The organism is bacterium (assembly GCA_026398675.1).
Classification (GTDB): Bacteria; RBG-13-66-14; RBG-13-66-14; order RBG-13-66-14; family RBG-13-66-14; genus RBG-13-66-14.
Window position 1 is genome coordinate 1 of sequence record JAPLSK010000086.1, and the last position, 4,601, is coordinate 4,601.

3 protein-coding genes are annotated in these 4,601 nt (G+C 67.9%); 1 reads left to right on the forward strand and 2 read right to left on the reverse strand.

Going from position 1 to position 4,601, the window contains the following annotated elements:
• A partial coding sequence (locus NTW26_01750) for a sigma-54 dependent transcriptional regulator (GenBank protein MCX7020997.1) occupies nt 1-1,371 on the forward strand: 1,371 nt, incomplete at its 5' end.
• Nucleotides 1,372-1,736: 365 nt separating this feature from the next.
• Here the strand turns inward: NTW26_01750 and NTW26_01755 are convergent.
• A complete protein-coding gene (locus tag NTW26_01755) occupies nt 1,737-3,266 on the reverse strand; it encodes a GH3 auxin-responsive promoter family protein (protein MCX7020998.1) in 1,530 nt (509 codons plus the stop codon).
• Between the two features lie 60 nt (nt 3,267-3,326).
• Nucleotides 3,327-4,082, reverse strand: coding sequence for an alpha/beta fold hydrolase (locus NTW26_01760; protein MCX7020999.1), 756 nt, complete (start codon nt 4,080-4,082; stop codon nt 3,327-3,329).
• Nucleotides 4,083-4,601: the final 519 nt, after the last annotated feature.

Sequence of the window (4,601 nt, forward strand, 5' to 3'; positions counted from 1 at the left end):
GGATGGCCCATGTCCAAGCCGCTCGTGCTCATCGTTGACGACGACCCGGAGGTGAACCGGGCGCTGGAGCGCACCCTGGGGCGCGCCGGATACCGCACCCTCGCCGCCGCCGACGTGGAGGAGGCCCGCGAGGCACTGGCCGTCAACGAGGTGGACCTGCTCCTGGTGGACCTGGTCCTCCCCTCGGGCTCGGGGATGGAACTCATCACCCGCGCGCGGATGCGCGACGCCGACCTGGCGGTCATCGTCCTCACCGGCCACGGCTCCGTCCAGAGCGCCGTGGAGGCCATGCGGACCGGGGCCTACGACTACCTCACCAAGCCGGTCAACCCCGATGAGCTGCTGCTGCAGATCGAGCGCGCCCTGGAGAACCGGCGGCTGCGCCGGGACCTGGAGTCCCTGCGCGGTCGGCTGGGCGAGCGGCTGGGCGACGAGGGCATCATCGCCGCCAGCGCGCCCATGAAGCGCATCTTGGAGATGGTGGACCAGCTCGCCCGCACCGACATCACCGTTCTGATAACCGGCCCCTCGGGCTCGGGGAAAGAGCTGGTGGCCGACGCCATCCAGCACCGGAGCAACAGCCGCGACGGGCCTTACATCAAGCTGCACTGCGCCGCCCTCTCCGAAGGTCTTTTGGAGAGCGAGCTTTTCGGCCACGAGCGCGGGTCATTCACCGGGGCGGTAAAAAGGCACTCCGGCGCCTTCGAGCGCGCCAACGGCGGCACCCTCTTCCTGGACGAGATAAGCGAAATCCCCCGCTCCACCCAGGTCAAGCTCCTGCGCGTGCTGCAGGACCAGCGGTTCGAGCGCGTGGGGGGCGAGGAGACCCTGCAGGTGGACGTGCGCCTGATCGCCGCCACTAACAAGGACCCCGCCGAGGAGATGCGCGCCGGGCGCTTCCGCGAGGACCTCTACTACCGCCTGAAGAAGGTCCAGCTTTACGTCCCGCCGCTCACCGAGCGGCCCGAGGACCTGCTGCCCATGATTTCGCGCTTCATCGCCCAGGCCGCCGCGAAGCACGACCGGCCCGTCACCGGGGTCGAGCTCGCCGCCCTGGACCTCCTTCTGACCTACGACTGGCCCGGCAACGTTCGCGAGCTCTCCAACACGGTGGAGGGTATGGTGGCGCTGGCCCGTGGGACCGAGTTGACCGTGGAGGACCTGCCGCCGGAGATAAAGGACCGCGTCGCCGCCATCCGGCCGTCCTCCATGATCCGCGTCCCCGTGGGCTGGACCATGGCCCAGGTCGAGCGCGAGGTGATACGCATGACGCTGGCGAAGAATTCCGGCAACCGCACGCTGACCGCGAAGGTCCTGGGCATCGGCCTGCGGACCCTGCACCGTAAGCTGAACGAGTACGGGCTGAAGTAGGCGGTCTCGCCCCCTCCCCCCTTTGGGGAGAGGGTGGGGGAGGGGGGCAAAAGCGGCGGGGATTTGCCGGGGGCATAGCTCGCTTCGCTCGGTTAAAATCCCCGCCCTACGTTTGCGAGGGGCCGGGGTAAGGGTTGAAACGGTCTCCCTCTCCCTGTGGGAGAGGGATTAAGGGTGAGGGCTACCTTGTAATTAATCGGGCCGACCTGAAGGTCGGCCCGCGGGCGACCGCAGAGGGTCGCCCCTACGTCATCGCAAGAAGCGGAAGCGGCGGGGATAGGAATCCCCGCCCTACATTTAGGGAGAGGGTTGGGGTGAGGGTCGGGGTAGGGAACGTGAAAGCGGCGGGGATAGGAATCCCCGCCCTACTGCAGCCCGTGGAGCATGTCCGCGAGCTCGCGGTCGTTCTTCAGCCGCGGCACCTTGTTCTGCCCCCCCAGCTTGCCCCGCGCCTTCATGAACGCATAGAAGCTCCCCGGCCGCAGGACGGTCACTCGCGGCGGCAGGAGGCTGGCGTCGTCGCGCCGGTGGACGGCGTAGTCGGCGTTGAGCTCCCCGAGGCGCTCGTCCAGAATCCGCTCGAAGGCTGGAAGGTCGGCGGGCGGCGTCTCGAACTCGATCAGCCACTCGTGGCGCGGCAGCTCCCCGCTTTTCCCCGGAAAGACCGGGGCGGCGGTGAAGTCCCTGACCTGCGCGCCGGTCCGCTCGCACGCCGTCCGCACCGCCTCCTCGGCCTCCTCCACGATCAGGTGCTCCCCGAAGGCGGAGAGGAAGTGCTTCGTCCGCCCGGTGACGACGAGCCGGGGCGGGTCGGTGCTCACGAACCGCACCGTGTCGCCCAGGATGTAGCTGTACAGGCCCCCGGGGGTGGTCAGGAGAATCGCGTAGTTCACGCCGACCTGGACTTCGGGGAGGGCCAGGCGCGGGGGGTCGTCATCGTCTATCCGCCCGGCGGGGACGAACTCGTAGAAAACGCCCGAGTCCGTCTCCAGCAGCATCCCGTCCCCCATCGCGCCGTCCTGCACGGCTAGAAAAGCCTCCGAGGCGGGGTAGGTCTCCGCGAAATCCACCTCCGGGCCGACCGTCCGGCGGAAGAGGTCCAGGTAGGGGTGGACGTTCACCCCGCCGCTGACCAGGAAGCGGAAGTCGGGGAAAATTTCCTTGAGGGTGGCCTCCGGGCGGCCGTGGTCCGCGCGGATTTTGTCCAGGAGCACCAGGACCCAGGAGGGGATGCCGGAAATAAAGGTGAGGTTCACGCCCCGAACCATCCGGGCGATGCGGTCAATCTTCTCCTCCCAGTCGGGGATGGCGCCGACGCGGTAGCCGGGGAGGTAGTAGCGGCGGTAGAGGAGCGGCAGGCGGCGGATGGTGAGGGCGGAGAGGTCGCCGGAATAAACGCCGGGCCGCTCGCGATTCAGGGTGGTGGTGCCGCCCAGAAAGAGCATCTTCCCCATGAAGACGCCGAAGTCGCCCCCCCGTCGCCGGACGTGGAAGAAGAGGCTGTCGCGGGCCGCGGTCTGGTTCGACAACCACAGCCCCTGGGTGAATGGGATGTACTTGTTGCCGCGCGCCGCGGTGGTGCCGCTGGTCAGCGAGAATTCGCGCACCAGCCCCGGCCAGAGCACCGACCGCTCCCCGGCGAGCATCCGGCCGATGTAGGGGTCGAAGGCTTCGTAGGGCGCCGGGGGGACGCGCCGCCGGAACTCGGCCAGGGTCATCCCCGCCGTCAGCCCGCGGTCGCGGCCGAAGGCGGTGACCGACGCGGCCGAAAGGATACGGCGGAACGCCTGCTCCTGGAAGCGCCAGGGGTCTCGAAGAACCTGGTCCAGCTCGCGCATGCGCCGGTCGTAAACCCGGCGCAGGATGGAGACCTTGACGTTATTGACCAGGGACATGCCCGGGGCTCTCCTAAAAACCCCCCGCCCGTTCAGCCGCGGCGGGGGATGCGCGTTTTTTCAGGCCAGGCCGTCGAGGAACTTTTGCAAAATCTCGGTGAACTCCGCGGCCTTTTCCATCATCGCGGCGTGGCCGCACTCCTCGAAGAGGACCAGCTCGGCTCCGGCGATGCCCTCCTTGAACTCGAGGGCCACCTCGAGGGGGGTCACCTCGTCCTGCCGGCCCCAAATCAAAAGGGTGGGGGCGGTGATGCGGTGGAGGTCGGCGCCCATGTGTGTCCGCTTGGCGGCCTTGGCCACCTTCACCAGGCGGAACTTGTTCTTCCGCGAGTCGAGGAAATTCACCACCTCGTCCACCATGCCGGGTCGGATGGTCTTCTCGTCGTAAAAGACCTGGGCGACGCGGCCGTAAATCCACTCGCGGCCGGGGCTGGTGGGCAGGCCCTGCTCGTAGCCCCGCTCCAGGAGCCCCGAAGAGCCGGAGAGGACCAGCCCCCGCACCCGGTCCGGGTGGTGGCAGGCCAGATACAGCGCGATGTTGCCGCCCAGGGAGTTGCCGACGAACACCGCCCGGTCGAAGCCCGCCCAGTCCAGGTACTCCAGCGCATAGCGGGAAAGCCCCTTGACGGACGGATCGTCCCACTTCTCGTCGAAGATGGGGAGTTCCAGGACGATCATGTGGTGGGAGCGGGAGAGGTTCTCGACCTGGTGGAGCCAGTTGTCCGGGGAGCCGAACATGCCGTGGAGCATGACGACCGGCGGACCCTCGCCCTTTTCGACACGGGGGTAGGCGCCTTCGGAGAGCTTGAGGATCATACGTTACCTTCGGTATGCCGTCGTTCGGGGACCGGCGGGCTTGTCCGGCGGGGGAGTTCGTTTACTCCGGCCGGTTCAGCGGCCCGTCATGGCGCCGGGTAACTCGGGCGCCGTCCCCGTTCCCATATCCAGGGGGGTTCGACGGCGGGTTCGTGGTTGCGAGAAAAATTATAGACTCGACCGGCGGGGCGGTCAAGTCGGGCGGCCTTGGCCGCGACGTGACGACACCCGCCCGTCTGGTAGTTTACCGTCGTGCGCGGAAATGTAGGGTGGGGGATTTTAACCGAGCGTCGCGAGCTATGCCCTCGGCAAATCCCCGCCGCTTCCGCTTCTTGCGATGATGTAGGGCGGCCCCTCTGTGGGCCGCCGCTTCTTTTTAAAGGCAGCCCTCACCATCATTCCCGTCGGCGCGCCGCTCCCACTGGGGGAGGGAGGCCGATTCGACCCTCACCCTCGCCCGTCGGCGCGCCGCTCCCTGGAAGGGAGAGGGGGCCGATTCGACCCTCACCCTCGCCCGTC